At 62.5% G+C, this 26,964-nt stretch carries 26 protein-coding genes; 13 read left to right on the top strand and 13 right to left on the bottom strand.

Annotation, left to right across the window (positions count from 1 at the left end):
- Nucleotides 1-3: 3 nt before the first annotated feature.
- Both ACRTG1_RS21005 and ACRTG1_RS21010 read right to left on the bottom strand, forming a co-directional pair.
- Complete coding sequence (locus ACRTG1_RS21005; RefSeq protein WP_113154680.1) at nt 4-375, bottom strand: TIGR02301 family protein; 372 nt, start codon at nt 373-375, stop codon at nt 4-6.
- 110 nt (nt 376-485) lie between these two features.
- Entirely contained in the window at nt 486-896 is a 411-nt protein-coding gene (locus ACRTG1_RS21010; protein WP_246746427.1) for an NUDIX hydrolase, read from the bottom strand.
- Nucleotides 897-973: 77 nt separating this feature from the next.
- On the opposite strand from ACRTG1_RS21010, the gene ACRTG1_RS21015 reads away from it, so the two are divergent.
- Both ACRTG1_RS21015 and ACRTG1_RS21020 read left to right on the top strand, forming a co-directional pair.
- Nucleotides 974-1,543, top strand: coding sequence for a DUF2799 domain-containing protein (locus ACRTG1_RS21015; RefSeq protein ID WP_224873357.1), 570 nt, complete (start codon nt 974-976; stop codon nt 1,541-1,543).
- Between the two features lie 18 nt (nt 1,544-1,561).
- Nucleotides 1,562-2,317: an SOS response-associated peptidase gene (locus ACRTG1_RS21020; protein ID WP_206546621.1), complete on the top strand. Its 756-nt coding sequence runs from the start codon at nt 1,562-1,564 to the stop codon at nt 2,315-2,317.
- Nucleotides 2,318-2,420: 103 nt separating this feature from the next.
- On the opposite strand, the gene ACRTG1_RS21025 is transcribed toward ACRTG1_RS21020, so the two are convergent.
- Both ACRTG1_RS21025 and ACRTG1_RS21030 read right to left on the bottom strand, forming a co-directional pair.
- Nucleotides 2,421-3,704 (bottom strand): NAD(P)/FAD-dependent oxidoreductase, encoded by a 1,284-nt coding sequence (locus ACRTG1_RS21025; RefSeq protein WP_432517091.1) that lies wholly within the window; start codon nt 3,702-3,704, stop codon nt 2,421-2,423.
- Nucleotides 3,705-3,910: 206 nt separating this feature from the next.
- Complete coding sequence (locus ACRTG1_RS21030; protein WP_162742263.1) at nt 3,911-4,069, bottom strand: transcriptional regulator; 159 nt, start codon at nt 4,067-4,069, stop codon at nt 3,911-3,913.
- Nucleotides 4,070-4,516: 447 nt separating this feature from the next.
- Here ACRTG1_RS21030 and cysS point away from each other — a divergent pair, with 447 nt between their 5' ends.
- From cysS to rarD, 6 genes are all read left to right on the top strand, one after another.
- Nucleotides 4,517-5,992, top strand: coding sequence for a cysteine--tRNA ligase (gene cysS / locus ACRTG1_RS21035; protein ID WP_432517093.1), 1,476 nt, complete (start codon nt 4,517-4,519; stop codon nt 5,990-5,992).
- The gene (locus tag ACRTG1_RS21040) at nt 5,989-6,372 is read left to right on the top strand and encodes a VOC family protein (RefSeq protein WP_206547366.1); all 384 of its coding nucleotides are present in this window, start codon (nt 5,989-5,991) and stop codon (nt 6,370-6,372) included. The genes cysS and ACRTG1_RS21040 overlap by 4 nt, the downstream gene beginning before the upstream one ends.
- A gap of 86 nt (nt 6,373-6,458) precedes the next feature.
- Nucleotides 6,459-6,971, top strand: coding sequence for a GFA family protein (locus ACRTG1_RS21045; RefSeq protein WP_432517095.1), 513 nt, complete (start codon nt 6,459-6,461; stop codon nt 6,969-6,971).
- A complete protein-coding gene (pip, locus tag ACRTG1_RS21050) occupies nt 6,964-7,917 on the top strand; it encodes a prolyl aminopeptidase (RefSeq protein ID WP_113154688.1) in 954 nt (317 codons plus the stop codon). Before ACRTG1_RS21045 ends, pip begins: the two co-directional genes overlap by 8 nt.
- Nucleotides 7,914-9,545 (top strand): citramalate synthase, encoded by a 1,632-nt coding sequence (cimA, locus tag ACRTG1_RS21055; protein WP_206547368.1) that lies wholly within the window; start codon nt 7,914-7,916, stop codon nt 9,543-9,545. Before pip ends, cimA begins: the two co-directional genes overlap by 4 nt.
- A gap of 105 nt (nt 9,546-9,650) precedes the next feature.
- A complete protein-coding gene (rarD, locus tag ACRTG1_RS21060) occupies nt 9,651-10,571 on the top strand; it encodes an EamA family transporter RarD (protein ID WP_432517097.1) in 921 nt (306 codons plus the stop codon).
- A 353-nt stretch (nt 10,572-10,924) separates the two neighbouring features.
- Here rarD and ACRTG1_RS21065 read toward each other — a convergent pair whose 3' ends face one another.
- The gene (locus tag ACRTG1_RS21065) at nt 10,925-11,536 is read right to left on the bottom strand and encodes a TIGR00730 family Rossman fold protein (RefSeq protein WP_432517098.1); all 612 of its coding nucleotides are present in this window, start codon (nt 11,534-11,536) and stop codon (nt 10,925-10,927) included.
- A 110-nt stretch (nt 11,537-11,646) separates the two neighbouring features.
- Here ACRTG1_RS21065 and ACRTG1_RS21070 point away from each other — a divergent pair, with 110 nt between their 5' ends.
- The 5 genes from ACRTG1_RS21070 (at nt 11,647) to ACRTG1_RS21090 (ending at nt 17,369) form a co-directional block, all read left to right on the top strand.
- The gene (locus tag ACRTG1_RS21070; RefSeq protein WP_432517099.1) at nt 11,647-13,206 is read left to right on the top strand and encodes a LysM peptidoglycan-binding domain-containing protein; all 1,560 of its coding nucleotides are present in this window, start codon (nt 11,647-11,649) and stop codon (nt 13,204-13,206) included.
- 79 nt (nt 13,207-13,285) lie between these two features.
- Nucleotides 13,286-13,645, top strand: a complete 360-nt coding sequence (locus tag ACRTG1_RS21075) for an ArsR/SmtB family transcription factor (RefSeq protein ID WP_113154692.1) — start codon at nt 13,286-13,288, stop codon at nt 13,643-13,645.
- Nucleotides 13,635-15,512, top strand: coding sequence for an ABCB family ABC transporter ATP-binding protein/permease (locus tag ACRTG1_RS21080; RefSeq protein ID WP_206993580.1), 1,878 nt, complete (start codon nt 13,635-13,637; stop codon nt 15,510-15,512). Before ACRTG1_RS21075 ends, ACRTG1_RS21080 begins: the two co-directional genes overlap by 11 nt.
- 325 nt (nt 15,513-15,837) lie before the next feature.
- Complete coding sequence (locus ACRTG1_RS21085) at nt 15,838-16,536, top strand: phosphatidylserine decarboxylase (protein ID WP_113154694.1); 699 nt, start codon at nt 15,838-15,840, stop codon at nt 16,534-16,536.
- Nucleotides 16,536-17,369, top strand: a complete 834-nt coding sequence (locus tag ACRTG1_RS21090; RefSeq protein ID WP_432517101.1) for a CDP-alcohol phosphatidyltransferase family protein — start codon at nt 16,536-16,538, stop codon at nt 17,367-17,369. The genes ACRTG1_RS21085 and ACRTG1_RS21090 overlap by 1 nt, the downstream gene beginning before the upstream one ends.
- Nucleotides 17,370-17,541: 172 nt before the next feature.
- Here ACRTG1_RS21090 and ACRTG1_RS21095 read toward each other — a convergent pair whose 3' ends face one another.
- From ACRTG1_RS21095 to ACRTG1_RS21130, 8 genes are all read right to left on the bottom strand, one after another.
- Nucleotides 17,542-18,207, bottom strand: a complete 666-nt coding sequence (locus tag ACRTG1_RS21095; RefSeq protein WP_206547372.1) for a 1-acyl-sn-glycerol-3-phosphate acyltransferase — start codon at nt 18,205-18,207, stop codon at nt 17,542-17,544.
- A 208-nt stretch (nt 18,208-18,415) separates the two neighbouring features.
- Nucleotides 18,416-19,165, bottom strand: coding sequence for an SDR family NAD(P)-dependent oxidoreductase (locus tag ACRTG1_RS21100; protein ID WP_113154697.1), 750 nt, complete (start codon nt 19,163-19,165; stop codon nt 18,416-18,418).
- Entirely contained in the window at nt 19,162-20,637 is a 1,476-nt protein-coding gene (purF, locus tag ACRTG1_RS21105) for an amidophosphoribosyltransferase (protein ID WP_206546631.1), read from the bottom strand. Before purF ends, ACRTG1_RS21100 begins: the two co-directional genes overlap by 4 nt.
- 42 nt (nt 20,638-20,679) lie before the next feature.
- A complete protein-coding gene (locus ACRTG1_RS21110) occupies nt 20,680-21,219 on the bottom strand; it encodes a CvpA family protein (protein WP_113154699.1) in 540 nt (179 codons plus the stop codon).
- A 99-nt stretch (nt 21,220-21,318) separates the two neighbouring features.
- Entirely contained in the window at nt 21,319-22,707 is a 1,389-nt protein-coding gene (gene radA / locus ACRTG1_RS21115) for a DNA repair protein RadA (RefSeq protein WP_113154700.1), read from the bottom strand.
- Nucleotides 22,707-23,882, bottom strand: a complete 1,176-nt coding sequence (gene alr, locus ACRTG1_RS21120; protein ID WP_432517102.1) for an alanine racemase — start codon at nt 23,880-23,882, stop codon at nt 22,707-22,709. The genes radA and alr overlap by 1 nt, the downstream gene beginning before the upstream one ends.
- Nucleotides 23,883-23,889: 7 nt before the next feature.
- Nucleotides 23,890-25,380, bottom strand: coding sequence for a replicative DNA helicase (locus tag ACRTG1_RS21125; RefSeq protein ID WP_113154702.1), 1,491 nt, complete (start codon nt 25,378-25,380; stop codon nt 23,890-23,892).
- Between the two features lie 249 nt (nt 25,381-25,629).
- Entirely contained in the window at nt 25,630-26,889 is a 1,260-nt protein-coding gene (locus ACRTG1_RS21130) for a class I SAM-dependent methyltransferase (RefSeq protein WP_432517103.1), read from the bottom strand.
- Nucleotides 26,890-26,964: the final 75 nt, after the last annotated feature.

Consider the following 26,964-nt stretch of genomic DNA (forward strand, 5'->3'; position numbering starts at 1 on the left):
GTCTCAGTTTCCGTAGCGCTGCACGATTTCTTCGGACAGGCGCGAACCTTCTTCCATATACCGGTCAATGGCGGCCAGAGCCTGCGCCGTGCACTTCTCATAGGTGCCGGCGAAGGAGCGGTAGCCATGATTGAAGCTGGCGATCAGCTTTTCGCGGCGATCCGGCGTCGGCGTTTCCGTTTCGAGAAGCGCTTCCATCTTCTCGCGCCATGCTCCGGATTTCTCGCCGCACAGGTTGCGCAGATAATGGACGGAGCCGATCACCTCCGCGAGCTGCAAAAGCGGCTTCTCATAGCTGGCGTCATTGGCTTGCGCGGCAGGTGTCGCCATCACGATCACGGCCAGAAGCCCTGTTCTTACCGATCCTCTACGCATGCCGTGTTGTCACCCAGCGAGCCCCAGACTGTCAAACCCCGTGCTTTTCCAGAGTATGGCACATGGCCTTGAAGAAAGTGGCAAGATTGAGAGCATTCTCCAGGCCATGTTCAAGAGGCGGCCAGGTGTTGCAGTTCTTCAATGATTTCGCGCGTGCTGTCGGTCAGCGGCATGGCGGCGAACGCATCGGCGGAAAACCAGCCGGCTTCGCTTGCATCGTCACCGGCAACCGGCTCACCGGTCATGACCGTGGCGCAGAAGACGGTGAGCCGATAGATCTTTGCGTCGTCCCCGTTCAGCACGATCTCGCGATAGGGGCTGGCGGTCGTCACGGTCAGTCCGGTTTCCTCCAGAAGCTCGCGGGCCAGCGCCTGTTCGGCGGTTTCGCCCGCCTCCACGCGCCCTCCCGGAAAAGCGAAGTAATCCTTCGCCGGGGCGCGTCCCCGGCGCACCAGAAGAAAGCAACCATTCTTTTGTACTGCGGCCGATACGGCGCGTATTTCCTTTGGTTTAGTCGGCAAAAGCCTTGCATCCTCTCCGTTCATCGCCAAAAGTCCGGCGCTATATTTATGTTCTGATAAGTTGGGGGAACGCAATCATGCAGGCATTGAGGAGCGGAAAACTTGTCGCCGGTCTGGTGGCCATGCTGTCGCTTTCGGCGTGCGCAACGCTAAACGAGACCCAGTGCGAAACGGTAAACTGGAGCGATCTGGGGCGCAGCGATGGCGCTGCCGGCCGCAGCACCTCCTACATCCAGCGGCACCGCGAGGCCTGCGTGAAGTACAATCTGCCGGTCGATGAGAACGCGTGGCGTTCGGGCTGGGAAGACGGCATTCGCCGCTACTGCACGCCTGAAAACGGTTTGAGCGTTGGGCGCGAAGGCCGCAGCTATGCCAATTCGTGCCCGGCGCGAATCGCTCCCGGTTTTGAAAACGCCTATCGGGTTGGCAAGCGCGTACACGACGCCCAGTCTGACTACGACCGGCTGAAGAGTGACCTTGAGCGTCTCTATGACGATCTGGAAGATGCGGCCAAGGGCGAGGAGCGCCGCAAGGTGCGCAACCGGATTTCGCTGAAAGAGTCGGAGCTGTTCCTCGCCGAGGGCCGCCTGCGCGATGCCCAGCGTCTTTATGATCGCTATCTCTATGAGGAAGGCGGCCGGTACTAGGTCGCCGGTGATACCGGTATGTGTGGTCGCTTTGCCCTGACATCGACGCCCGACGCGGTGCAGTCGCTTCTGGCGGTAACGGATTTCGAGCCGTTTCCGCCGCGCTACAACATTGCGCCCACACAGCCGATCCTCATGGCAATGTCGGGTCCGACGCGCGCGCCGGGCTCCAATCTCCCGGCGCGGCAGACCATGCTCGTGCGCTGGGGGCTTATCCCGTCCTGGGCGAAGAACCCCGCCGATCTTTCCCTGCTGTTCAACGCGCGCTCCGAGACGGCGGCTGAAAAGGCGTCGTTTCGCACGGCCATGCGCCATCGCCGTACGCTGGTCCCGGCCAACGGCTTCTATGAATGGCGGCGCGTCGGCAGCAAGAAGGCCGAGCCTTACTGGATCAGGCCGAAGCAGGGCGGGCTGATTGCGTTTGGCGGGCTCATGGAAAGCTGGTCGGAACCGGGCGGAACCGAAATGGACACCGGCGCGATCCTGACCACCGAGGCGAATGAGGACTTGCGCGGCATCCATCACCGCATGCCGGTGGTGATCCAGCCCGAGGATTTCGAGCGCTGGCTCGACTGCCTCAATCAGGAACCGCGCCACGTGGCCGATCTCCTGAAGCCGGCCCAGCCGGATTTCTTCGAGGCAGTGCCCGTTTCAGACCGGGTCAACAAGGTGGCCAATGTCGGCCCGGACCTTCAGGAGCGTGTGGAGCGCCGTGAAGAGGCGCGCTCCGCGCCCAAACCCCGCGACGATGGCGGGCAGCTCGATCTTTTTTAGAGCATCGGCCCGGAAATCGGAATCGATTTTCGGAAAGCACGATGCGCAGGTTCAATAGGTTAGAGCGTCCTTTGTGCATCCGAATGAACGCACAAAGGACGCTCTAAAACACCGTGCGCAGAAGGTGCACTGCCTCGGCGCCATAGCGATAAACGCCCTCGCGCACGCCACGGAAGGACTGCGTCGTCACATCGCTGACGGGCAGGGGCAGTTCGTCGGTGGAGATGCGGCCCAGAATGAGGTCTGCCAGAGACTTGCCGAACACGGTTCCGGGGCCGATGCCGCGACCGTTGTAACCGGAAAAGCCGATCACATTGTCGCCGAGGCGGTGGAATTTTGGCAAATGGTCGGCAGTCATCCCGATATGGCCATACCAGCAGTTTTCAAACCGCGTGCCTTTGAGTTCGGGGAAAAGCCGCGCAATGGCGCGCGCGGCCCAGGCGCGGTGAATGGCCTGTCCGGTGCCTTTCAGGGCACCGACACTGCCAAAGACCAGCCGGCCCTCGCGGTCCCAGCGGAAGGAGGTCAGGATCTGCTTCGTGTCCCACGCGCCCTGACGCCCGGGCAGGATCGTGTCGCGCACGGCCTGCGGCAGCGGCGGGGTGGCGAAGTTGAAATAGGGGAGGTGAACGATCTCCTGCCGGATCTGCGGCCAGGGCGAGTTTGTATAGGCATTGGTGGCGACGATGACATGGCGCGCCGTCAGTGCGCCAGTCGAAGTCTCCAGCCGCCAGTCGCTGCCGCTGCGCTCCGCCTTCGTGACGCGGGAACCGGTGTGAAGGCGTGCGCCGGCATTTTGGGCCGCATGGGCAAGCCCGCGCGCATAGGCAAGTGGCTGGATGGTGCCGGCGCGTTCATCGAGAAGCGCGCCGGAAAAAGCCCGGCTGCCAACCTTCGCGCGCGTTTCTTCGCGATCAAGCAGTCTGACCGGCGCACCGCGCGCCTGCCACTGCCGGGCGCGTTCGCCCAGCTGCGCGAGGCCGCTTTCGCCGACAGCGCAATGAAGCGTGCCGACAGGCATCGCCTCGCAGTCCATGCCGTGCTGCGTCGCCAGGTCGAACACCACGCGCGGCGCATCGCCCAGAAGGTCGAGCAGGCGCTCGCCATAGGTTTCGCCGAGAATGCCGGGCAGATCGTCGGGCATCACCCACATGCCGGCATTGACGAGGCCGACATTGCGTCCCGAGCCGCCGAAGCCGATTTCCTCGGCTTCCAGAAGCACCACGTCCGTGCCGGCTTCCGCCAGAAACAGCGCTGCGGACAGCCCGGTGTAACCGCCGCCGACAATGGCGACCTGCGCCCTGGCGTCGCCAGACAGCGTCTCGGTTTGCGGGGCGGGGGGCGCGGTCTTCTCCCACAGGCCGTGGGAAAGCGGGTCGTTCCTCATGATGCGGGCTCATTCAACGCTTGGATTGCCGCGACACTTCACATGCCGATCGCTGGCGATCCAAGCGAAAAATCCGCATCACTTCATGCGCACGTCGCATTGAAGTGGTCAAAACGCGCTACACACCATCCTCACCACCGTTCTCACGGTGTTCGGAGATTGCGCTGCCCCTTGCCACACGCTCCGGCTGTCGCCGGAACAAAACCTCAGTCGGTCTGCGTGTCGTAGGGGTGCTGACGGGGTGCCGGTGCAGGCTTTTCAGACTTGCACTGCAGAGCGGCATTGATCGCTGCCGGACCAACCGCATGATACTGGCTAAGCAAAAGCTTGTCCTGTTCGGCGGTATACTCTGCTGGCTTGTTCATATCGCGGGGCATAACTCTTCCTTGATTCCGCGTTGTCGTCCCTTCCGAGCAGATGGGGACCGAATCCGACAAAATCTTGACAGACCGCCCAGCCGGAAGAAGCATCTTTAAAATTGCCGCATCAGCCTTAACAATTCCTTCACAATGGCCCTGTGCTTGCAATACCTCTTTAGGGCCGCGAAGTCGGCTTTGCTTCTCATCCCCAGCCTTTTGGCTTTCAGCTTTTAGTCTTGACGCATTTGCTGCCGGCGGCGATAAGAACGCCTATGAAAACGCTGTGCGCCATTATCGGCATTTGCATTATCGGCTAGCGCCAAACCGCTGGTCCGGACGTTTTCGCCCTCCTTTCCCGACGAGAAAAACGCCCAGGCCAGACGGCCGGAGTGAGCCGTGCCCGCAGTGCAGAACCGCACCGGCGCGACGATGGGTTGAAAACGGAAGGCGAGGATGACGAACGGTTTCAAGGGCCTCAGGGTCTACAACACGCTGACGCGGGCCAAAGAGGACTTCGTCCCCATCGATGCGGACAGGGTGCGCATGTATGTGTGCGGGCCGACTGTCTATGACTATGCGCATATCGGCAATGCGCGTCCGGCCATTGTCTTCGACATCCTGTTCCGGCTCCTGCGCCATCTCTATGGCGAGGATCACGTCACCTATGTGCGCAACATCACGGACGTGGATGACAAGATCAACGCACGCGCCCGGCGCGACTATCCCGATCTGCCGCTCAATGAGGCGATCCGCGAAGTCACGCAGAAAACGGCCGACCAGTATCACGCCGATGTGGCGGCCCTTGGCTGCCTGAGGCCGACAATCGAGCCGCGCGCAACCGAGTTCGTTCTGCCCCGCGCCGACGGGCTGACGGACATGGCGAGCCTGATTCAAACTCTCATGGATCGCGGCCATGCCTATGAAGCGAATGGGGAAATCCTTTTCGATACAGCCTCCATGCCGGCCTATGGCGGGCTTTCCAAGCGCAAGCTGGAAGACCAGCAGGCCGGCGCGCGCATCGCCGTCGAGGCGCACAAGAAGAACCCGGCTGACTTCGTCCTCTGGAAGCAGTCCTCTGCGGATGAGCCGGGCTGGGACGCGCAGTTCACCATCGATGGCGAGGCGGTGACGATCCGTGGCCGGCCCGGCTGGCACATCGAGTGCTCGGCCATGTCGGCGGCCTATCTGGGCGAGGAGTTCGACATTCACGGCGGTGGCCTCGACCTGATTTTCCCGCACCATGAAAACGAGATTGCGCAATCATGCTGCGCCCATGGCCGTGATGTCATGGCGCGCTACTGGATGCACAACGGCTTCCTCCAGGTGGAGAGGCGCAAGATGTCCAAGTCGGAAGGCAATTTCGTCACCATCAACCAGCTTCTGGAGACGGAAGTGTTCGGCGGTCGATCATGGCCGGGCGAAGTGCTGCGGCTTGCCATGCTGATGACCCATTATCGCGAGCCGATCGATTTTTCGGTACGCAAGCTGGAAGAGGCCGAAGCGGTGCTCGATGGTTGGTACCGCGCCGTTGGCGATGTTGCGGCGGGTGGTGCTGGATGCGCCGACATGGTGGCCGCGCTCAGCGATGATCTTGGCACGACGGGCGCCATCGCGGCGCTGCACGAATTGCGCAGCGAAGCGGCCAAAGGCAATGATGAAGCGCGGCAGGCGCTCAAGGCGAGCGCCGGCCTTCTCGGGCTGCTGGGGCAGACGGAAAGCGAATGGTTCGCCGCAAAGGTGTCAGACGCGTCCATCGATACGGGCGCTGTTGAGGCCGCCGTCGAGGAGCGGCTCAAGCAGTTGCGCGAAAAGAACTTCGCCGAAGCCGACCGCATCCGCGATGAACTTACGGCGCAGGGGGTGCAGCTGATGGACTACAAGGATCCTGAAAGCGGCGAGCGTCGCACGAAGTGGGAGGTGAAACGGTGATCGATCATATCGGCATACGCACGGCGGATTTCGACCGCGCGAAAGCGTTTTACGACAAGGCAATGGCGCCGCTTGGCGCATCGCTGCTCATGATGGTGCCGCCGGAACATACTGATGGCGTGAAAGTGGGCGGATATGGCCGCGACCGGCCGGTCTACTGGCTGAGCGAAGGCGCGCCGGCGAGCGAGCCAAAACACATCGCCTTCACCGCCAATACGCGCGACGAGGTGGATGCGTTTTACAGGGCGGCGCTGGAAGCCGGCGGTCGTGACAATGGCGCTCCGGGCCCCAGACCGCACTACCACCCCGATTATTACGGGGCCTTCGTGTTCGATCCTGACGGCAACAATGTGGAAGCCGTCTGTCACAGGCCAGTATAGAGCATTTTGCAGTCAGGTGAGATCACCTGACGTCCGCATAAATGCGGAGAAACAAGCAGATGGAGCGGATAAGGGAGGGACAGGAAATGAGCCTCGACAACAAGCCCGTCGATTCCGGCGGTTGCCAGTGCGGTGCGGTTCGTTTCCATGTCGAGGGCGCGCTGGGCGAAGCATCGGTGTGCCACTGCCGCATGTGCCAGAAGGCCAGCGGAAACATCATGCTCCCACTGGTCTCCGTCACCGGGGCAAAACTGAGCTGGACGCGCGGTGAACCGAAGCGCTTCCAGTCTTCCTCCCATGTCCGGCGCGGCTTCTGCGCTGATTGCGGCACCCCGCTTACCTATGAAGCGCCGCACGGTGTCGCGATCACCATCGCCGCCTTCGACCAGCCCGGGGATATCGCTCCGGTGGTGCAGTGGGGCGTGGAGAACAAGCTGCCATACACGGACGGCATACCGGCGCTGCCGGCATACACATCGGACGATGACGAGGAGGCCGCAGAGCTTCTGCGGGGGCTCGTTTCCCATCAGCATCCCGACCACGACACGGAAGAATGGCCGTTGCCCGCAAACGGGCGGAAAGACAAAGAAAATGACTGAATTGCGCACGCTTTATCCCGAGATCGAGCCCTTCGACAGCGGTATGCTGGATGTGGGCGATGGCCATACGATTTACTGGGAGCGTGTGGGAACGCGGGGCGCCAAGCCGGCGGTCTTCCTGCATGGCGGACCGGGGGGCGGCTGCGGGCCGACGCATCGCCGGGCCTTCGATCCCGAAAAATACGACGTGATGCTTTTTGATCAGCGCGGTTGTGGCCGCTCCCTGCCGCATGCGGAACTCGAGGCCAACACCACCTGGCATCTCGTCTCCGACATTGAGCGGCTGCGCGCCATGATGGGCGTGGAGAAATGGCAGGTGTTTGGCGGTTCGTGGGGCTCGACGCTGGCGCTCGCCTATGCCGAGACACATCCCGAACGGGTGTCGGAACTCATCGTGCGCGGCGTCTACACGCTGACCCGCGCCGAGCTCGAATGGTACTACCAGTTCGGCGTGTCGCAGATGTTCCCCGAGAAGTGGGAGCGCTTCCTTGCGCCGATCCCGCAGGCCGAGCGCGGCGACCTGATGGCCGCCTACCGCAAGCGCCTCGTCTCGGAGGATCGTGCTGTCCAGCTTGAAGCGGCCAAGGCCTGGAGCCTGTGGGAAGGGGAGACCATCACCCTTCTGCCCGATCCCTCGCTGACGGAGCAGCATGGCGATGATGATTTCGCCATCGCCTTTGCGCGGATTGAAAACCATTTCTTCGTTCATGGCGGCTGGTTCGAGGAAGGCCAGCTGCTGCGCGACGCGCACAAGCTTGCCGGCATTCCCGGTGTGATCGTTCACGGGCGTTACGACATGCCGTGCCCGGCGCACTATGCCTGGCAGCTCCACAAGGCGTGGCCCGATGCCGAGTTCCACCTGATCGAGGGCGCGGGGCACGCCTTCTCCGAACCGGGCATTCTCGACCGTCTGATCCGGGCAACCGACCAATTCGCAGGCAAATGACCATGGCAGACAAAGAACGCATCTACCTTTTCGACACCACGCTGCGCGATGGTCAGCAGACGCCGGGCGTGGATTTCTCGGTCGAAGACAAGATCGCCGTGGCCAAGCTGCTCGACGATTTCGGCTTCGATTATGTGGAGGGCGGCTATCCGGGCGCAAACCCGACCGACACGGCCTTCTTTTCCAAGAAACGCACCTCGGATGCCGCATTCGTCGCCTTCGGCATGACGAAGCGCGCCGGCGTCTCGGCGTCCAACGATCCGGGCCTTGCAGCGCTTTTGCAGTCGCAGAGCGATGCGATCTGCTTCGTCGCCAAGAGCTGGGATTACCATGTGCGCGTGGCGCTGGGCTGCACCAATGAGGAAAACCTCGAATCGATCACCGCATCGGTCGAGGCCTCCGTCGCCAAAGGCAAGGAAACGCTGCTCGACTGCGAACACTTCTTCGATGGCTACAAGGCCAATCCGGATTATGCGCTTGCCTGCGCCAAAGCCGCTTACGATGCGGGCTGTCGCTGGGTGGTGCTGTGCGACACCAATGGCGGCACGCAGCCGGCTGAAATCCGGGAGATCGTGCAGGCGGTGATAGCGGCCGGCATTCCCGGCGACCATCTGGGCATCCATGCGCATGACGATACGGGCCAGGCGGTGGCGAATTCGCTCGCCGCAGTCGAGGCCGGCGTCAGGCAGGTGCAGGGCACGCTGAACGGCATTGGCGAGCGCTGCGGCAACGCCAATCTGGTGACCATTCTGCCGACGCTTGCGCTCAAGCCTGCCTATGCCGACCGGTTCACCACCGGCATTCCGGCCGAAAAGCTCGCCGATCTTTCGCGGCTGGCGCATGGTTTCGACGAGCTTTTGAACCGCGCGCCGGAGCAGCAGGCGCCCTATGTCGGTGCATCGGCCTTCACCACCAAGGCCGGCATTCATGCCTCCGCGGTGCTGAAAGAGCCGGAAACCTATGAACACGTGCCGCCGGAAAGCGTCGGCAACACGCGCCGCGTGATGGTCTCCGATCAGGGCGGAAAATCAAACTTCATCGCCGAGCTGAAGCGTCGGGGCATTGCGGTCGACAAGGCCGATCCGCGCCTCGATACGCTGATCTCGCTGGTCAAGGACCGTGAGGCGCAGGGCTATGCCTATGAGGGCGCGGATGCGAGTTTCGAGCTTCTGGCACGGCGCACGCTTGGCCGGGTGCCGGAGTTCTTCAAGGTCGATGGTTTCCGCTGCATGGTGGAGCGCCGGTTTGACGCCAATGGCGACCTGAAAACCGTGTCGGAAGCCGTGGTGCGGGTGACCGTGGATGGCGAGACGCTGATGTCGGTTGCCGAAGGGCATGGCCCGGTCAATGCGCTCGATATCGCGCTGCGCAAGGATCTCGGCAAATATCAGAGCGAGATTTCGGATCTGGCGCTGGCCGATTACAAGGTGCGTATTCTAAACGGCGGCACGGAAGCAATCACGCGTGTTCTGATCGAATCCTTCGATGGCAGCGGCGCCCGCTGGTGGACCGTCGGCGTGTCCGACAACATCATCGACGCTTCGTTTCAGGCGCTGATGGACTCCATCATCTACAAGCTGGTCAAGAACCGGGACAGCGACGGAGAGGCGGCTGTCGACGCTGCCTGATTTCTCCTGACGCAACGCTGGACCAATAAAATGAAATGGCGACGGGCGCGCCTGCTGTGACAGGATGCCCGTCCATGGCTTTGGCCGTTGTTTCGTGGAACACTGATGTCTGAGATTGCCGGTAAGCCGCTCGATGAGAGCCGCAATGATGCGCTGCGCGGATTTGTTTTCGCGATGTCGGCCTATGCCATGTGGGGCTTTCTACCGCTCTACATGAAGCTGGTCGCGCATATCCCGGCAACGGAAGTGGTTGCGCACCGTGTTCTGTGGTCGCTGCCGGTGGCGGCGGTGATCCTGCTTGTTCTGGGGCGCACCAGCGATGTGCGAGAGGCGCTTCGCTCGCCGCGCACCCTCATGATGGCAGCGCTCACGGCGGCGATCATCTCGTGCAACTGGGGCATTTATGTCTGGGCCATCGCCACCGACCGCGCGGTCGAAACGGCGCTTGGCTATTACATCAATCCGCTTGTCAGCATCGCCATGGCGGCCATCTTTCTCGGCGAGCGGCTGAACCGCCTTCAGATCGCGGCGGTGTGTCTGGCGGCGGTGGCCGTGGTGGTTCTCACCACCGATGCGGGCGGGCTGCCATGGGTTTCGCTCAGCCTCGCCCTGAGCTTCGCGGCCTATGGAATCCTGCGCAAGACGCTGCCGATCGGACCGAGCCAGGGCTTTTTCCTGGAAGTGCTGATCCTCACCCTGCCGGCAATCGGCTATCTGGGGTGGCTCGCCTTTGCGGGCGAAGCGCATTTCGGCCCGGCAAGCCCCACAGACATGCTGCTTCTCATCGGCTGCGGCCCGGTGACGGCCATCCCGCTCATCCTGTTTGCCTCCGGCGCGAAGCTTCTGCGCTATTCCACCATCGGCATCATGCAGTACACGGCGCCGACCATGATCTTCCTGATTGCCGTGTTCGTGTTCAAGGAGCCGTTCGGCGGTGTGAAGGCGATTGCCTTCGCCCTCATCTGGGCAGCTCTCGCACTCTACAGCTGGTCGATGCTGCGCGAGGCGCGGCAGGCAAAAAAATAGCCGCCCCTGAGGGCGGCAAAAAATCCGATGATGCCGGAAGGGGTGCGGCGGGCATCTTCGGCCAGAGCATCGGGCCGAAAAGCGGGTGCCGCTTTTCGGTTGCCCCGATGCTCCATCAAGAAACCAGATCGCCCTTTGGGCGTAGGGCGATCCAGGGACGTTCACGCGGGACAGGACGAACCGGAGAGCGCTTTGCGGGACGACGCTCCGGCGATGGATGCCTGCATCAGCGATGCACCGCGCACCCTCATGGAAGCAGGCTTGTGTGACAGACGCACTGCAATCCGTTGAACTTCCGGTGACAGTTCGGGCCAGTGACAGTCCTGACGAACAGCGTTGATAATTGTGGACAGTCAGAGCCTGTCGATGGTTGCCGTGTCGCCTTCGTCGCCCGCCGTGCGCGTTGCCGCAGCTTTCAGGATCGCGGGGACGATGTCCTCGGCCCTGTCCACCACAATGGGGCGCACACGATGATCCGAATGCACGAAACCTTCCTGTTTCATGTGTTCGATCAGTGTGAGAAGCGGGTTCCAGAAACCACCGATATTGGCGAAGACCATCGGCTTTTCATGCCGGGCGAGCTGCGCCCAGGTCATGATTTCGACGATCTCCTCCAGCGTGCCGATGCCGCCGGGCAGGGCCACGAAGGCGTCTGCGCGCTCGAACATGCCGTGCTTGCGCTGGTGCATGTCCTCGGTGATGATCAGCTCGTCCAGTTCCGTCAGCTCGACTTCGTTGGCTTCGCGGCGGATCAGGAATTTGGGGATGATCCCGGTGACCTTGCCGCCGGCATCCATGGTTCCACGGGCGACAGCGCCCATGATGCCCTTGGTGCCTGCGCCGTAAACCAGCCGCAGGCCGGCATCCGCCAGCCCCCGTCCCAGCGTAAGGCCTGCCTGGAAATGACTTTCATCGCGCCCATTGCTCGATCCGCAATAAACGCATACCGACTCGATTGTGTTCATGGAAACCATTGCTTGTCTGGGTTACTGTTGTGGTCAAGAGGGCAAGGGCTTTTTCTTGTAGGCGGAGTGAAAAAGCGTTACAGCCTGTCATAAACGGAAAAACGTGCATTATGGGCTTTACACCATCCAAGGGGCTTCTCTTCGTCTCCGGCGCCGTCATTGCGGGTCTCGGAGCAGCATATGTTCTGGGCGCATTTGATAAGCCGGAGCCGTCGCCGGCTGCCGTTTCAGGGTCTCCCGATGCTGGTGCGCCAGCCACACCGTCTGCAAAACCTGATGACGCGAAGGCCGCAGCCGACACCAAGGAAGCGCGTCTTGAGGAAGCTGCGAGCGCAGACGATGCGAAGGCTTCGGACGCGCTGAGCCCGGCGGAAGAGGTCTTGCCGCCGTCCTTCGACATCGTCCGTGTCGAGCCGAATGGCTCCATGGTGATTGCCGGGCGGGCTACGCCCGATGCGCAGGTCGAGATCATCAACGGGTCTTCCGTTCTCGCCATTGCCACAACAGGCGCTTCAGGGGATTTCGCTGCGGTTCTCGACGAGCCGCTGGAGCCGGGCGACTATCAGATCGTGCTGCGCGCGACGACCGGGGACAATGTGGTCGCGACCTCGCTGGAAACGGCCATCGTGACCGTTCCCGACGACGAGACCGGTCAGGTGCTTGCCCTGGTGGACAAGCCGGGCGCGCCAAGCCGCCTCATCACCGTGCCGGAAGCAAAGGCCCCGCAGGCGGAGACTGCACAGGCGTCCGCTCCCGCAGCAGCGTCCGGGCAGGGGGAAGGCGAGCAGGTTGCCGCTGCTGATGCCGGTGCGCCGGTAGCAAATGCACCGGCACGACAGGATACGACGCAGCCCGCAGCTGAAACTCGGGCGACGGGCGACGAGCCGGTCGAGACAGCCAGCGCCCAGGATGCGCAGCCGGCCGCAACAGGTGAGGCTCCGGCCCAGACGCCGAAAGCGCAGAGCGCGACGTCGCCCTTCATCGAGGCGGTTGAAATCGACGGTGGCGAGGTGTTCGTCGCCGGTGCGGCGCGGGCGGGAAGCACGCTGCGCGTCTACGCAAACCAGATCCTGCTCGGCGAGACGGTCGCCACGCCCAACGGGCGCTTCCTGATCGAAGCGACGCGCGAACTGCCGGTCGGGGACTATATCGTCCGGGCCGACATGCTGTCGGATGACGGCCGCACCGTGATCGGGCGCGCTGCCGTGCCTTTCACACGCTCCGAAGGCGAGCAGATCGCAGCGGTCGCGAAGCCGGAGGGGCAGGCCCCGACGCTGAATGATGCAAGCAATGGCAAGGATGCGCGTCTGCCCGAGGGCAATGGTCAGGCGGCAGACGGGACGGGCGAAAGCACGCCCCAGGGCCAGCAGGCCGTCGCATCTGCCGGCGACAGCGCGTCGGAGAACGGAGCCACCGCTCCCAAGCTCGCGCCTGTGGATGGCTCCGTGATCATTCGTCGTGGCGACACGCTCTGGCACATTTCGCGGCGCGTTTACGGGCAGGGCATCCGCTACACGACGCTTTATCTGGCAAATCAGGACCAGATCGAGGATCCCGACCGCATCTGGCCGGGGCAGGTTTTCGCCGTGCCCGAGACCACGCAGGAAGGCGAGCCGGCCGACATGAAGGCCATCGAAGAGCGCATGGTCACGCCGGAAAATCCGGGTTAGCCAAAAGGAAAATCCGCGTAGCCCTTGAAGAATGGCAGGCTTTCATCGTATATCGCCGATTAACGATGAAAGTTTTGCCATGGCACGCGCCCTGTCGGATGAATGTTGCCCGCACCAGAAGCTGGTGCAGGGCTTCAATGCCCTGTCTCACCCTGCGCGGATCAAGATCCTCAAACACCTGTCGGGGTTTGACGCCTGCTGCTGCAAGGAAGTGGTGCAGCATCTGGATCTCGCCCAGTCCACGGTTTCCCAGCATCTGAAGGTGCTGGTGGAGGCGGGGCTGGTGCAGGTGCGACCGGAGCGTCAGAGCTCCCGCTATGAGGTCGATACCGAAGCGCTTGCCAGCCTTTCCGAAGCTTTGTCGCTGTTGACGCAAACCTGCGTCGACGCGAAAGAAAACAAGAAGTTACGGCTGGAGGCCGAAGCGAATGAGCAATAAGACCGTATCCGCGGAAGGCTCCACCCTCGAGACATTGCGCAATCTCTGGCCCTATATGTGGCCGAGCGACCGGGCGGATCTGAAACGGCGCGTGGTGATCGCGGCCTTCTTCCTGGTGCTGGCGAAGATCATCCTGGTTTTCGTGCCCTATTTCTACAAATGGGCGACCAACACGCTGTCGGGCGAGGGCACGGCGCCGGCTTTCCTGCCGGCCATGCTGGCCGGGCCGATCATGCTGGTCGTTGCCTATAACGTGGTGCGGGTTGTCCAGCTTGGCTTCAACCAGCTGCGCGATGCGCTGTTTGCACGTGTCGGGCAGCATGCTGTCCGGCAGCTTGCCCACCGCACCTTCGTGCACATGCACAATCTCTCGCTGCGCTTTCATCTGGAGCGCCGCACGGGCGGCCTGTCGCGCATCATCGAGCGCGGCACCAAGGGCATCGACACGATTGTCCGCTTCACGATCCTGAACACGATCCCGACGCTCTTGGAATTCCTGCTGGCGGCGGGCATCTTCGCCTTCGCCTATGGCTGGATCTACGTGGCCATCGTCGCTGTCACCGTCTGGCTCTACACCTGGTTCACGGTGAAGGCGAGCGACTGGCGGATCGGTATTCGCCGGCAGATGAACGATTCCGACACGGAAGCCAACACCAAGGCAATCGACTCGCTGCTCAACTTCGAGACCGTCAAATATTTCAACAACGAGGCCATGGAGGCGCGCCGCTTCGACCGTTCCATGGAGCGTTATGAGGATGCGGCGACCCGCACCTGGACCTCGCTTGGCTGGCTGAACTTCGGGCAGGGCGTCATTCTGGGGCTCGGCATGACGGCGGCCATGGGGCTTTCTGCCTATGAGGTGATGCAGGGTACGCAGACCGTGGGCGATTTCGTCTTCATCAACGCCATGCTGATGCAGCTCTCCATCCCGCTCAACTTCATCGGCTTCGTCTATCGCGAAATCCGTCAGGGCCTGACAGACATCGAGCAGATGTTCGACCTGCTGGATGTGAGCGCGGAAGTGACCGACAAGCCGGATGCAAGGCCGCTCGAGGTCGATCAGGGCACGGTCCGCTTCCACGATGTGCGCTTTTCCTACGATCCCGAGCGTCCGATCCTCAAGGGCGTCGATTTCGAGATCCCGGCTGGCAACACCGTTGCCGTTGTCGGGCCTTCGGGCGCCGGAAAGTCCACCATCTCGCGTCTTCTTTTCCGCTTCTATGACGCGCAGAGCGGCGAGATCACCATTGATGGTCAGAACGTCAAGGATGTGACGCAGAAGAGCCTGCGTGCGGCCATTGGCATGGTTCCGCAGGACACGGTCCTGTTCAACGACACGATCGCCTACAACATCCGCTATGGCCGGCCAGACGCCACGGATGAAGAGGTGCGCAAGGCCGCCGAGATGGCGCAGATCGGGGCTTTCATCGAAAGCCTGCCGGAAGGCTATGACACGATGGTCGGCGAGCGCGGGCTGAAGCTCTCGGGTGGCGAGAAGCAGCGCGTCGCGATTGCGCGCACCATCCTCAAGGCCCCGCCCATTCTGCTGCTCGATGAGGCGACCTCTGCGCTCGACACGCATACGGAGCAGGAAATTCAGGCCGCGCTCGACACGGTCAGCCGTGGGCGCACCACGCTGGTCATCGCGCACCGCCTGTCCACCGTCATCAATGCCGACGAGATCATCGTGCTCAAGGGCGGCGAAATCGCCGAACGCGGCCGCCATCTCGCACTGCTTGATGCGGGCGGTCTTTATGCGGAGATGTGGAACCGTCAGCGCGAGGCCACGGAAGCCGAAGAGGCCCTGCGCAAGGCGCGCGAAACGGACGAGATGGGCGTGGTCGTGCGCCGCGAGCCTGCCTACTGACGGACCGGTGGATTGTTTCGGGTTCGACTGGATGTCGGACCCGGAAAATCTTCCGAAACAAGAACTTGTCGGCGGATATACTGGTTCCGACATTTGCCTTCATTGCCCTCGCATTGCACATGCAGGTGTTGGAAACCAACCGCTGATCAGGCCAGATCGCCGTGCGTCCGTTCGGACGCACAAAGGACGATCGAAATAATGGATGGAGCATCGGATTAACCGAAAACCGGTTTCCACTTTTCGGTCCGATGCTCTAACGCGTTGCGGGACAACCCGGATTCCGTTACGAAGGCCGCTAATTCATTCGATTTGAAAGTGGCCTTTCATGAGCCTTGTTGACACGATCCGCAAAACCTTCGTGCCGATACACCGGGAGGGGTATCCCTTTATCGCAGCCTTTGCCGGCGCCACCATCATTCTCGGCTTTATCTGGGAACCGCTGTTCTGGATCGGCCTGATCCTGACCGCCTGGTGCGTGTATTTCTATCGTGACCCCGAGCGCGTAACGCCCGTCGACGACGACCTGGTCATCGCGCCCGCCGATGGCGTCATTTCCTTTGTCGGTCCCGCCGTTCCGCCCGCCGAACTCGGCATGGGCGAAGGGGAGATGACCCGCATCTCCGTCTTCATGAATGTCTTCTCCTGCCACATCAACCGCGCGCCGGTGCGCGGCCGCATCTCGCTGATCGAGCATCGGCCGGGCCGCTTCCTCAATGCCGAGCTCGACAAGGCCAGCGCCGAGAACGAGCGCAATGGCCTCGTGATCGAAAGCCCGCATGGCCCGATCCCGGTGGTGCAGATTGCCGGTCTCGTGGCGCGGCGCATCGTGTGCTGGGCGGAAGCGCCGGGCGAGATCGCCGTTGGTGAGCGCTTCGGCCTGATCCGCTTCGGGTCGCGCGTTGATGTCTATCTGCCGGCAGGAGCCGTTCCGCGCGTCGCCATCGGCCAGACTTCCGTTGGCGGCGAGACCGTTCTTGCAGCGTTCGACAGTGCGCTGAAACAGCCCATCGTGCGGGTTTCCTGATGGCCGGGCCCTTTCCACCATTTGAGCCGCACGGCGGGGGCGGGCCGAAGCTGAGTGAAATTCCCCTGCGCATGCTGGTGCCGAACGTGATTACCGTTCTGGCCATCTGCGCGGGGCTTTCGGGCATCCGGCTCGCCTTTGAGGGGCGGGTCGAGATCGCCGTTGTGATGGTCCTCATCGCCGCGTTTCTGGACGCCGTGGACGGGCGTGTTGCGCGCATGCTCAAGGCGTCGTCCAATTTCGGCGCGCAGATGGATTCGCTGGCCGACATCGTCAATTTCGGTGTTGCGCCGCCGCTGGTGCTTTATGCCTATGTGCTGGATCAGGCGGGCGCGCTGGGCTGGATTGCGGCGCTGCTCTTCGCCATCGCGTGCTGCCTGCGTCTTGCCCGCTTCAACGTGATGCTGGATGATCCGAACCGTCCTGCATGGCACACGGACTATTTCGTCGGCGTGCCGGCTCCGGCCGGGGCGGCACTGGTTCTGTTACCCGTTTATCTGGGCTTTCTCGGCATCGCGCCGGACATGACCATGGCGCTTGCAGCCTCTGCCTACACGGTGCTGATCGGCTTCCTGCTCGTCAGCCGCCTGCCGGTCTATTCCGGAAAAAGCTCCGGCAGCCGCGTCCCGCGTGAATATGTGCTGCCGCTGATTCTGGGACTTGCGCTCTATGTGCTGCTTCTGACGAGCTATACCTGGCTCACGCTGACGGTTTCCGCCGGCTGCTACCTGATCTTCCTCATCTTCAGCATGCGCGCCTATTCGCGTCGTGCCGAGCGGGAAGAGCAGAAGGCTGCGGAAGCCGCTGCCAAGGTAGAAGACAAGGAAGCGTAAGGCCGGAGGGCCTTGCGCTCGCCAGACATCCGCTCAGAGCAATTCCAGGAAAAGCGGAAACGCTCCAAGTGCGGAAAGGTGGGGGATCGGTTGGGAAGGCGTTCCGTGAAGCGCTGAACCGCCCCAGAGCATTTCACGTCCCTTTGGAGCGTTTTGCGCGGGGCTTCGGCCCTCACTCGTCGGCTGCCGCCGCCGGCGCACCGCGCACTTCGATCATCCGTTCAAACAGGGCTTCGGAAGCACGCATGTTCTCGCGCGACGAACGCGCAATCAGTTCCTCGATTGTCATCGGTTCCAGCGTGCGCACGTGGCGCGCAGGCACAAATCCGCGCCGTTCCATATAGACGGGAACCACCCGGGCCTCGGCCTTCAGCGCGATGCGGGCTACGGCGCGGAACAGGCGGAAGGTCTTGGTGTCGGGATTGACGTCGTTGGGCATGTAGACGGCGAGGCGGCCATTGCCGCGCAGACGGCGCACCAGCCGGCGGCTCACAAACACATGATGTGCGTTAAAGGCAATGGTGCGGGCAAGCGCGCGCCACGGCTCCAGAAACGGAGACTTTGCGGAAAACTCATCCAGAATGTGCAGTGTGTCGTCGGGCAGGAGAGCGAGCATGGCCGCCGGGTCGAGGCTCGACTGGTGCCACACCACATAGATCACCGGAGTATCCGCCTTGCGCGCCGTATCGACCCCGCGGTCGCTGATGCGCAGAAGGAGCTTCAGCGGCGCGTGCAGGGCCGCCTGGTGGAAGCTGACGCCGCGTCGATACTGAACGATGGCTGCCATCGCCGCCCACAGGGCAACAATGAGCAGAACAAGCTCTATGATCAGAATCATGCCGCGTCTCCCAATCGCCGGGGCTCAGGCCGATTGGCGAGAGCGCGCCAGCACTATGATCTACGTTCTGGTTGCATCGCCGGTCGTCGGCGGAACCTGCCGTAGCCCCTCGTGGCGCGGCGTCTTCGTCCGCTGCCGCGTTGAAAGGTAACGAAAGGGGCTGGCAGGTCAATCGCGAAGGCCGGCTGCAGGGCAACCGGCCCATGTCTCATTCCGGCATCTGGTAGCGCGTAAAGGCGTTTTTCTTTACGTCGAAGATCAGGCCGGTCTCGGTCAGCTCGGGGCTGGCGAGCGGCAGGATCTTTGCCGCGACCTCGGAAGGATGGGGCAGGGTGTCGGGATCTTCGCCCGGCATTGCCTGTGCGCGCATGGCGGTGCGGGTTGCGCCCGGATTAACCGCGTTGATGCGCAGCGGCATGTTCTTGGTTTCATCCGCCCAGGAGCGCGCCATGGCCTCCACGGCGGCCTTGGAAGCCGCATAAGGGCCCCAGAACGCGCGTGCGGAGTGTGCCGCACCCGAAGACATGATGATCGCGCGGCCCGCGTCAGAGGCGCGCAGAAGCGGGTCCACGGAGCGGATAAGCCGCCAGGTCGCGGTGACGTTGATGTTCATCACCTTTTCGAAGACCTTGGCCTCCACATGGCCGAGCGGGGCGATGACGCCCAGAATGCCGGCATTGGCGACCATGATGTCGAGCTTGCCCCAGCGTTCGTGGATCGCGCCGCCAATGCGGTCGATGCCGGCCATGTCCGTCAGGTCCAGAGGCACGAGCGTGGCTTCGCCGCCCTGCGCCTTGATCTCGTCATCGAGTTCTTCGAGGCCGCCCACGGTGCGGGCCACGGCAATCACATGAGCCCCGCAGGCCGCCATTTCCTTCGCGAGAAAATAGCCGATGCCGCGCGAAGCGCCGGTGACCAGCGCAAGCCGGCCGCTTAAATCAGGTTTCTTGTATGTCATTGACCGCCTGCTGCGAGGAGAGAAAGCGTGCGCACATTGTCCGTGCTGTCGTGATCGGTCAACCGCGTCGGATAGTCCTTGGTGAAGCAGGCGTCGCAATATTGCGGCTGCTCGGCGTTGCGCGCTGCCTCGCCGACGGCGCGGTAAAGCCCGTCAATGGTCAGGAAGGCGAGTGAGTCGACGCGGATGAAGTCGGCCATTTCCTCGACCGACATGCGCGAGGCGAGGAGTTTTGAGGCTTCCGGCGTGTCGACGCCATAGAAGCAGGGCGAGCGCGTGGGCGGGGAGGCGATGCGCATATGCACTTCGGCTGCGCCGGCGTCGCGCACCATCTGCACGATCTTCTGGCTGGTGGTGCCGCGCACGATGGAGTCATCCACCAGCACCACGCGCTTGCCTTCGATGCAGAGGCGGTTCGCATTGTGCTTCAGCTTCACACCCATATGGCGGATGGAATCGGTCGGCTGGATGAAGGTGCGGCCCACATAGTGGTTGCGGATGATGCCCAGCTCGAACGGCAGATTGGCCGCCTGTGCGTAGCCAATGGCCGCCGGCGTGCCCGAATCGGGAACCGGAACAACGATGTCGGCATCCACCGGCATCTCGCGGGCAAGCTCCGCACCGATTTCCTTGCGCACCTCATAGACATTGCGTCCCTCGACAAGCGAGTCGGGCCGCGCAAAGTAGACATATTCGAAGATGCAGAAGCGGGGCTTCTCCTTGACCTCGAAGGGGAAGTGGCTTTCCACGCCCTTCTCGGTCACGACGATCATTTCGCCGGGCTTCACGTCGCGCACGAAGCGCGCGCCGATGATGTCGAGCGCACAGGTCTCCGAGGCCAGAATGTAGGCCCCGTCGAGATCGCCCAGAACCAGCGGGCGGATGCCCAGCGGATCGCGGCAGCCGATCATCTTCTTAGACGTCAGCGCGACGATGGAGAAGGCGCCCTCGATCTGCTGCACCGCATCGATGAAGCGGGCATTGATGTCCTGCTCCTTGCTGGTGGCGACGAGGTGAAGAACGGTCTCCGTGTCCGATGTGGACGAGAAGATCGAGCCTTCCTTCTGCAGCTTGCGCTGCACGGTCATGGCGTTGGTGATGTTGCCGTTGTGGGCAACGGCAAGGCCGCCATCGGAGAGCTCGGCGAAGAAGGGCTGCACGTTGCGCAGGCCCGAACCGCCGGTCGTCGCGTAACGGGTGTGCCCGATGGCGCGGCTGCCATGCAGCCGGTCGAGCACGGACTGTTTCGTGAACGTGTCGCCGATCAGGCCGATATGGCGTTCGACGTGGAACTGGGTGCCGTCGAAGGAGACTATACCCGCCGCTTCCTGACCGCGATGCTGCAAGGCATGCAGGCCAAGCGTGACGATCGCGGCCGCATCACTGCGACCGAAAATGCCGAACACGCCGCATTCGTCGTGAAAATGGTCGTCCGCTTCGCCTGCGAGAGGCAAATTGTCTTCCAATGCCATTTCTGGCCGCCCTTTCATTGTGACACAGACGGCCCGTGACCGTCAGTTAGCGGTTTCACCTTCGCCGGACACACCGTTGGACAGGCGATCGAAAACCGAGTTGTCCGGATCGTCCGGAAGCAGGCTCTGAATCCACTGGCCCACACCGTCCAGCAGGGGACGGGACTTTGCTTCCGTAACCCATTCCGGCGGGTTTGCACCCATCAGCCAGTTGAGGAACAGAAGCGCCACGGCAACCACCAGGATACCGCGTGCGGCACCATAGAGAAAGCCGAGCGTGCGATCGAGCGCGCCGATGCGCGAATCGATGATGAAGTCCGCGATCTTCATCGTGATGATCGTCACCACGATCAGCGCCACGAAAAACACCGCCGCAGCCGCAACCGCGAGCGCCAGCATCTCGTTGCTGATATAGGGCGCCACATAGGGCAAAACCAGCGGATGCAGGTAGTAAGCCGCGATGGCTGCCGCAACCCAGGAGGCGATGGACAGCACTTCGCGCGAGAAACCGCGCACCATGGCCAGCATGGCCGAAACAAGCGTGAAGCCGACAAGAATTCCGTCAAGCAACGTGATTGGCATTGTCACCCCTACTCCTTTGGCAGTTAGGATGCCCCCGCAAGGTCATGATTGTTGTCTTCCGGGCCACTGTCCGCCAATCGATCCGTTCATACCGTCCCGCTAGGCCGCCTTGGCGCCCGCGATGCGGGCAACCAGTTCGGCAAGCGCTTCGGGCCGCGCCGACCGTGCTGCGATGGCACCCGATCCGTCCTCGTTGCCCGGCGGCATGACCGCTTGGGCGAAACCGAGCTTTTCGGCTTCCTTGAGACGGCTCGCTGCATGCGCAACGGGTCTGACAGCGCCCGAAAGGCTGATTTCGCCGAAATAGACGCAATCGGCTGGCAGGGCAAGCCCGGTGAGGGAGGAGACAAGTGCCGCAGCCACCGCCAGATCGGCCGCCGGCTCCGAAATCCGGTAGCCACCGGCCACATTCAGATAGACATCATGGGTTGCAAAGCGCACCCCGCAATGCGCCTCGAGAACGGCCAAGACCATGGAAAGTCTGGCGGAATCCCATCCCACCACTGCGCGGCGCGGCGTGCCGAGCGGCGAGGGGGCGACAAGCGCCTGGATTTCCACAAGAACCGGTCGCGTGCCCTCCATCCCGGCGAAGACGGCAGCGCCCGGAGCGGCCGCGCTGCGCTCGCCCAGAAAGAGTTCGGACGGGTTGGAGACTTCGCGCAGCCCCTTGTCGCCCATCTCGAACACGCCGATTTCGTCGGTCGGGCCGAAACGGTTCTTCACCGTGCGCAGGATGCGGTAGTGATGGCCGCCTTCACCCTCGAAATAGAGAACGCCATCCACCATGTGCTCCACCACGCGGGGGCCGGCGATCTGGCCTTCCTTGGTCACGTGCCCGACGAGCACGACAGCTGCGCCGGTGGATTTAGCATAGCGGATCATGGCCTGCGCCGAGGCGCGCACCTGTGTCACGGTGCCGGGGGCTGAATCGGCCATGTCGGTCCACAGGGTCTGGATCGAGTCCAGAATGACGAGATCGGGCCGTTTTCCGTCCTCGATGGTCGCCAGAATGTCTTCCACATTGGTCTCGGCGGCCAGTTCCACGGGCTGCTGCGCCACATGGAGACGCTGCGCGCGCAGGCGGATCTGCGCCACCGCTTCTTCGCCCGATACGTAGACGATGCGGTGGCCGCGCTCGGCGAGGGCGGCTGCTGCCTGTGTCAGAAGGGTGGATTTGCCGATGCCCGGATCGCCGCCGACCAGCAGCGCCGAGCCGCGCACGAAGCCGCCGCCGGTCACCCGGTCAAGCTCACCGATGCCGGTGGTGATGCGCGGTGCATCCTCGATGTCGCCGGAAAGCGTGGTGAGCGCCACGGCGCGTCCCTTGCGGGCCTTGCGCGAGGCGGCCTGCGGGCCGGAGCCGATGCCGCTCGACGTGCCTTCCTCGACCAGCGTGTTCCACGCGCCGCATCCGTCGCATTTGCCGGCCCAGCGCGCATGCACCGTGCCGCAGTTCTGGCAGATGAACTGGACGCGTGCGCGGGCCATCAGATACGGTCCCCGCCGTGCACGTAATGCCGCTCATAGCGGCGGCCGAGCGAGGTCAGCAGCTCATAGGAAATCGTGCCGCATGCCATTGCCACGTCGTCGACGGGCATGTTGTGGCCGATGAGCTCGATGAAGTCGCCCACCTGCAACGCATCGGGACCGAGATCGGTCACGTCGAACAGGGTGAGGTCCATGGTGATGCGGCCGATCACCGGCACGCGCTCGCCATCCACAAAGCCGCATGCGCCCTGAGGCACCGCGTTGCGCAGCGGCACGCCCGCACCGGAGCCGGAGCGGTGGTAGCCATCGGCATAGCCGGTTGCGGTGACCGCCAGAAGCGTGTCGCGGGTTACAGGTGTCGCACCGTAACTGACCGTGCCGCCGGCGGGCACCTGACGCAGTTGCGCAATGCGCGCCTGAACCGTGGCCACGGGCTGCATCGGATTTTCCGTATTGTTTACGGGATTGCTACCGTAAAGCGACACGCCCGGGCGCGTTACATCGCACAGGAACTCACCGCCCAGAAAGATGCCGGCGGAGTTCGCCAGACTTGATTCTGCATCTGGGAAAAGTGCGCAAAGTGCCTGAAATGATTCCAGTTGTTTCCGGTTCATCGGATGGTCCGGCGTGTCGGCGCAGGCCAGGTGGCTGAGGATCAGCCGCGGCGTCAGCGCGCCGGTCAGGGCGTTCTCCTGCGCCAGAATGCGGGTTCGCTCCGGCGTCAGGCCGAGCCGGTTCATGCCCGTCTCCACATGCAGCGCACAGGGGCGTGGCGTGTCGCCATCGTCCCAGCCATGGGCTTCCCAGATCGCCAGATCCGTCTGCGAGTTGAGCACCGGGATGAGACGCCCTTCGCGGTAGAAGGAAGCTGCCTCGGGGCTGAACAGGCCGTTGAAGACATAGATCTCGGCATCGGGCGCGGCACCCCGCACGGCAAGCCCCTCTTCGGGCAGGGCGACGAAGAACTTTCGGCAGCCCTCGGCGACCAGCGCCGCGACCACCGGACCTGCGCCCAGCCCATAGGCGTCGGCCTTCACCACGGCGGCTGCTTCCGCCGGGGTCGAGCGTTCGGCCATCTGCCGGTAATTGGCGACCAGTGCATCCAGGTCGACTGTCAGGCGGCCACCGGCAACGCGGGGGTCTGCGCCGCGCATCTGCGGATCGATTGAAGTCATGTCTTTGCTACTCAAAACGTTCGGGCATCCGATCTTCTTCGGCAAGATCGGAGAAGCGGGTGAATTCGCCGTGGAACGCGAGCTGAACCGTGCCTGTCGGACCGTGACGCTGCTTGGCGATGATGACCTCGGCCTTGCCGCGCACCTCGTTCATCTCGGCTTCCCACTGCATGTACTCTTCGGTGCCGGGCTTCGGCTCCTTGTTCTTCAGATAGTACTCGTCACGATAAACGAACAGAACCACGTCGGCGTCCTGCTCGATCGAGCCCGATTCACGAAGGTCGGCGAGCTGCGGGCGCTTGTCGTCACGCGCTTCCACCTGACGGGAGAGCTGTGACAGTGCGATGATCGGCGTCGAAAGCTCCTTGGCCAGCGCCTTCAGGCCGGTGGTGATTTCGGTGATTTCCTGCACGCGGTTCTGCGAGTTCTTGGAAGAACCCTGCATCAGCTGCACATAGTCGATGATGATGATGTCGAGGCCGCGCTGGCGCTTCAGACGGCGCGCACGGGCAGCAAGCTGGGCGATGGAAATACCACCCGTCTGGTCGATGAAGAGCGGGATCTTCTGCATCGTCTGGGCGCAGGCCACAAGCTTCTCGAAATCGGTCTCGGTGATCTCACCGCGGCGGATCTTGGAGGAGGGGATTTCGGTCTGCTCGGAAATGATACGCGTGGCGAGCTGTTCGGACGACATTTCGAGCGAGAAGAAGCCGACCACGCCGCCATTGGCAGCCGCAAAGGAGCCATCGGCCTGCTGCTCTGGCTCATAGGCCGCAGCAATGTTGAAGGCGATGTTGGTCACAAGCGACGTCTTACCCATGGCAGGACGTCCGGCGAGGATAATAAGGTCAGAGGGCTGCAGTCCGCCCATGCGACCGTCAAGGTCGCGCAGGCCCGTCGAAATGCCCGAAAGGTGGCCGTCACGCATGAAGGCAGCGTTGGCCATGTCCACGGCGGTCTTGGTCGCATCGCCGAAGCTCTCGAAGCCGCCATCGTAGCGGCCGGTCTCGGCCAGTTCGAAGAGGCGTCGCTCGGCGTCCTCGATCTGCTTGTTGGGCGCCATGTCCACCGGCGCGTCATAGGCGATGTTGACCATGTCTTCGCCGACCGTGATCAGCGAACGCCGGACCGCCAGATCGTAGATGGCGCGACCATAGTCGGAAGCGTTGATGATCGTCACGGCTTCGGCCGCCAGACGCGCAAGATACTGCGCCACGGTCAGCTCGCCGACCTTCTCCTCGGCAGGGAGAAACGTCTTGATGGTGACGGGGTTGGCCGTCTTGCCCATGCGGATCAGATCGCCGGCGACCTCGAAGATGTTGCGGTGAAGCGGCTCATAGAAATGCTCCGCTTTCAGAAAGTCCGAGACACGGTAAAGGGCATCATTGTTGACCAGGATTGCGCCCAGCAATGCCTGCTCTGCCTCAATGTTGTTCGGTGCTTCGCGATAAAGCTTTGTTTCCGCTGTTTCGAGCTTGCGGACTGCCGCCTCTGCCATCTGAGCTCTTCCGGTGTTTCAGTGTCACTTGGCCCGGACAGACGCAATGCGAAACGTCCAGACCACCCCAATCATATGTCCTAGACGCTGCAGGCTCTGAGGATAAGACCTTGAAGGCTGTTCCAGCCTGCAAATCCCGCTATCCACCGCCAGCCGCGACATGAAAACCACAGCGTCCAGAAATGCCATCCATATTAGATGATTCGCTTGACAGCCACGCATCTATCTTTGGGACGGGAGAGGCGCTTTTTACTCCGCTGCCTGCTTGAATTTTCCGGGCCGCTTGCCGTTGGGGTTCGCGAGCCGCTTCTCCGTCTCTCCGATATAGTCGCGGGTCACCGGCAGCGTTTCCCGCCTCTTGGTCAGCTGGATCTGGAACACCACCATTTCCTGCCAGCGGAATGAGGCCTCGGAGCCTGCCAGATAGAATTCCCACATGCGCGCGAAGCGCTCGTCATAAATCTCCACCGCCCTGGCGCGGTTCTTCTGAAAACGCTCCTGCCAGTGTTTCAGCGTATCCGCATAGTGAATGCGCAGGATCTCCACATCGGTCACGATCAGCCCCGACTTCTCGATCGGGGGGAGCATTTCCGAAAGGGCGGGAATGTAGCCGCCCGGGAAGATGTATTTGCGGATGAAGGCATTGGTGATCGAAGGGCCGGTCGAGCGGCCAATCGTGTGCAGAAGCATCACGCCATCATCGGCCAGAAGCCGCGCGCACTGGTCGAAATAAGTGCGGTAATGGTTGATGCCCACATGTTCGAACATGCCGACCGAGACAATCCGGTCGAACGGACCCGTCAGCGAGCGATAATCGACGATCTCGAACCGGGCCTTGTCTGAAAGCCCCGCTTCTTGTGCGCGCGCGCTCGAAACCCGGTGCTGTTCTTCTGAAAGCGTCACGCCAAGGAGTTGCGCGTCGAACTGGCGGGCAATGTCGAGACCGAGACCGCCCCAGCCGGACCCTATGTCCAGCACCCGGTGGCCGGGCTGTAGCGCGAGCTTCGCCATGATGTGGCGCTTCTTGGCGCGTTGCGCCTCTTCCAGAGAAACCTCCGGCGTCTCGAAATAGGCGCAGGAATACTGCATGTCCTCATCGAGGAAGAGGCGGTAGAGCTCTTCGGAAAGATCGTAATGCCGCCGCACATTGCGCCTGGAGCGCGCCTGTGTGTTGAGTTGATGAAGACGCCGCAACGGGTAGCGAAGCATCTCGCCCAGCCTGAGCAGAAAAGGCTGGGTCTGCGTCTCATCCATATTGGTGTAGACTATTTGCAGAAAGGTCAGGATATCGCCTTCGACGATATCCACGTCGCCTTCCATGTATCGCTCCGGCACGGCAAGCATGGGGTCGAGCGCCATGGCGCGCTCTGCCGCCGCTGTGCGAATAACGATATGGACGGGATTACCTGTCCCGTCACCGAAGACATGCGTTTTGCCGGCCGCGTCGGTTATTGAAAGCGTGCCTTTGCGGACCAGGCGAAAAACGAATTTCTCAAGCAACCAGTTCATCGCAACACCCCCAAAAGTCTCGGGAGGGTGTGATTATGAAACAATTTTATGAGGATTGAAAAGGGCCAGACCTCA

The sequence above is a fragment of the Nitratireductor sp. PBL-C9 genome (assembly GCF_050877045.1).
In the GTDB taxonomy this organism is placed as follows: Bacteria; Pseudomonadota; Alphaproteobacteria; order Rhizobiales; family Rhizobiaceae; genus Nitratireductor; species Nitratireductor aquimarinus.